Source organism: Microcoleus pseudofavosus SVA1_A4, from assembly GCF_036700565.1.
GTDB lineage: Bacteria > Cyanobacteriota > Cyanobacteriia > Cyanobacteriales > Microcoleaceae > Microcoleus.
This window is the reverse complement of record NZ_JAUBPE010000161.1, coordinates 1-3,314: the sequence shown is the minus strand read 5'-3', so window position 1 is coordinate 3,314 and position 3,314 is coordinate 1. Positions and strand designations below refer to the sequence as shown.

Genomic DNA, 3,314 nt, shown 5'->3' with positions numbered 1-3,314 from the left:
ACTCTCTATCTTGATTTTTTTGACGAGGTTAATAGTGCTTTAAGCTTTCAAACTATTCTTTTTTCTAGGTTCAGCGCGCGTTTCAGTGAATCGCTTCTCTTCCGGCGCTTTATTAATGTATCAACTCTCCCCAGAGTTGTCAAGCGTTTTGACAAAATATTTTTGATTTTTTTTTGAAGCTTTACACCGCAAGGCTTTTGGCACTTAGGGTTCGCTCCGGTCTCCGATCGCTGACTCCTCTTTATGGGTTGGGGCTGCTTTTTGACCCGGAAACTCGGTTTGTGGCAGGGGACTGTCATGAAGGCTATCTCGCAATACTATTAGATAGATGTGAAAGATGATGGGACTTACGAGAGAGCTAAGGCTTTCGTTAGGGTGTGAGCCCGATCGCCCGGTTCACCATGACACAACCTCGTGGTTGCTGAATCTCAGTCATATACATATAGAACCGATTTGACATCTTGAGGGCGATCGCTCCTAACGGTCGATCGCCCACAACTGCGCTCATAATCGGTCGATCGCTCACAACAGCCGATCGCCCCCAAAAGCTCTTTTTTGAGGTAGTTCAGTTTAAACCGAAGCTGGGAAAGGTTTTGAAGTTGGTTGTCCCCCGTCTGGTTTTGAGGTAAAGTTACCATAAAAACACTCAAGGGAAGCCGTCATGTCCTACTCTAGCAACCTAACGGACTCGGAATGGGAAATTAAGACAGCCTCTACTACATCAAATATTGCCCGTTAAAAAGCTGTCCTCGTCCCCTAAACTGGACAAAAACAGAAATCCTGGATGGCATCTTCTATCAACTCAAAAATGGTTGTAATTGGGAAGACGTGACCTTTAGACTTACCCCCTACTCGACAGTATATTGGTTTTACTTGCAGTGGCGGGAACAAGGAGCGCTTGAAGAACTGATGAGAGTCTTACATTGTCAAGTCCGCGAACAGGTCAAAAAACCCCAAGTGGACTACGTTGATGATTATCGACTCACTCTTCAGTGCAAAATACCTGTAATGCCAGTATTGCATCACTCATGATTTTGTTTCTACTTTCTCGACAAATGGTATTAAGAGGCATCTAGCTGTTGATACGCTTGGGTTTCCCTTCTTGACCCACGGAACTAAAGCTAATTTATCTTCTGGATGGAGGTTTGATTAAAATGTTGAGTAAAAACATCTATTATTTCAAATTTAAACCCGTCAATATCCCTAAAATTACAATCTTATTAGACCACGGCTATCACCCTGAACATCTGACTATTGAATTACAGAATCTTTATCCACAAATTATGACAAAAATCAAGTTTGAACTATCAAAAAACATCAAAAAAATAAAAAAATACAGGGAAAATCGGGATTGGTTCCGGTGAGGGCAAGGTGGGTAATTGAACGGTCAAATTCCAGGGTAAGCGCATCTAATTTGGTATCAAATGTAACAGATCCCAAAAAGAGGGTGCAGTATTATAGCTGCCCGGTTTGTCCGAGAGATTCTATAATAACTCTCAAGCTCAGTAGAAAATAGGAATGAATACTCTATGACTAAAGGATTTTCACCCGTTGTTGCGAGTGCTAAATTAAAAACCATAAAAACCCAGCCTCAACCTATTTCTATGCAAGAACTAGAAGGGGGTTTGTTGAATTATTTTGATGATACCAGATCCAAGAGTTGACCGTACTAAATATCACTTACTTAAAGATATTCTAGTGATTGCTTTGTTAGCGATAATAGCTGGAGGTAACGGATGGGAAGACATGGAAAATTATGGAATAAGTAAACAATCCTGGCTCAAACAATTTTTAGAATTACCCAATGGCATTCCTCATCATGATACGTTTCGTAGAGTTTTTGAAAAATTAGACCCCAAAATTTTAGAACAGAAATTAACTCAATGGGTGCAAAAATTTCTCGGGTCAGTTGTTAACCAAGTTATCCCGATTGACGGAAAAAGTCTTCGGGGGTCTTATGACCGAAATCAGGGCAAAAAAAATTTACATTTAGTGACATCGTGGGCTTCAAAAAATCGTTTAGTCCTCGGCCAAGTTAAGGTAGACAGCCATTCCAATGAAATTACAGCAATTCCAGCTCTGTTAGAATTAATCGATGTAACCGGCGCAATTGTTACAATGGATGCAATGGGAACTCAAACGGAGATTATTAAACAGATTGTTCATAAAAAAGCTAATTATGTAGTTTGCTTAAAAAGTAATCACCCGACTCTTTATAATCGAATTAAATCTTGGTTTGAGGTCCAATCAAGTCGCCAAGCAAGCTGGGGTTAAAATGACGGATTACCGTCAAATAGAAAAAGGGCATAACCGGATTGAGAAGAGAAGAGTTTGGGCCATTCCCGTTTCAGAATTTGGAGGTCTTTATAATCAAGATAAATGGGCGGGACTCCAGACGGTTGTTATAGTCGAACGGTTTCGACAAGAGTGGAATGGAACCTCTCATGAAGTCCAGTTCTATCTAAGTTCTTTAACCGTAGATGCTCAAAAACATGGTTCTATTATTCGGGAACATTGGAGCATTGAAAATAAAGAACATTGGGTTTTAGATGTGACTTTTGAAGAAGATAAATCTCGGATACGAGCGTTTAATAGCCCTCGAAATTTGGCGGTAGTCAGACGGATGGCCCTTAATGCCCTCAATCAAGAAACCACCCTATCCCGTAGCTTGAGACAAAAAAGGAACCGGGCAGCGATGAGTGAGGAGTACATGATGCTTATTCTCAAATCCTTGTGTCAAGCCTGATTGAGATGCTCTTACCCTGGGTCAAATTCTTGGATGGAAAGGTGTAAAATTCTCGCCTGTGAACTTCTAGAAAACTTTAGCTCATGCAACTGCCTGCTGTGAATCTTTGTTTTATTAAGCTGATGGTTAAAAGGCTGGCAGCCTAAAAGATGTCAAATGGGTTCTATAGACCTCTTGCGAAAGTCTGATAGAATTGTAAAACAGATAGAAATTCAACTAATCAAAAATGAGTTACGAAAAAGTGAAGAATTTAGAGCATACAGAGTTCAAACGTTTGTGTGGTGTCACTCTAGGAACCTTTGAGCAAATGGTAAAAGTAGTGGCGGCCGAGAAAGTCCTAGCAAAAAAGAGCGGCCGACCGAGTAAACTAAGTATTGAAGATCAAGTATTAATGACCTTAGAGTACTGGCGAGAGTATCGCACTTATTTTCATATAGGGGTAAGCTGGGAATTGGATGAAACAAATGTATTGAGAAATATCAGGAAAGTTGAAAATATATTAATTAAGTCAGGATTATTTAATGTGGGCGGCAAGAACAAACTAAAAGAGCTAGACTCATCAGCAGAA

General features: G+C 40.2%; 3 protein-coding genes and 1 pseudogene. 3 read left to right on the top strand and 1 reads right to left on the bottom strand.

Features of this window, described 5'->3' with window-relative positions; translation table 11 throughout:
• Nucleotides 1–428: 428 nt before the first annotated feature.
• Nucleotides 429–638 carry a hypothetical protein gene (locus QUA02_RS33025; protein ID WP_333033941.1) on the bottom strand — a complete coding sequence of 70 codons (210 nt, stop codon included), beginning with the start codon at nt 636–638 and terminating at the stop codon, nt 429–431.
• An 82-nt stretch (nt 639–720) separates the two neighbouring features.
• On the opposite strand from QUA02_RS33025, the gene QUA02_RS33815 reads away from it, so the two are divergent.
• From QUA02_RS33815 to QUA02_RS33015, 3 genes and pseudogenes are all read left to right on the top strand, one after another.
• Complete coding sequence (locus QUA02_RS33815; RefSeq protein ID WP_445305251.1) at nt 721–1,032, top strand: transposase; 312 nt, start codon at nt 721–723, stop codon at nt 1,030–1,032.
• Nucleotides 1,033–1,529: 497 nt separating this feature from the next.
• Nucleotides 1,530–2,746: pseudogene (locus QUA02_RS33020) on the top strand (ISAs1 family transposase).
• 226 nt (nt 2,747–2,972) lie between these two features.
• Nucleotides 2,973–3,314 (top strand): helix-turn-helix domain-containing protein (locus QUA02_RS33015; RefSeq protein WP_333033940.1); only part of this gene is annotated, 342 nt, incomplete at its 3' end.

Excerpts from the sequence above, each read along its gene's own strand:
- QUA02_RS33025 (WP_333033941.1), bottom strand. The coding sequence starts at position 638 with ATGGTAACTTTACCTCAAAACCAGACGGGGGACAACCAACTTCAAAAC.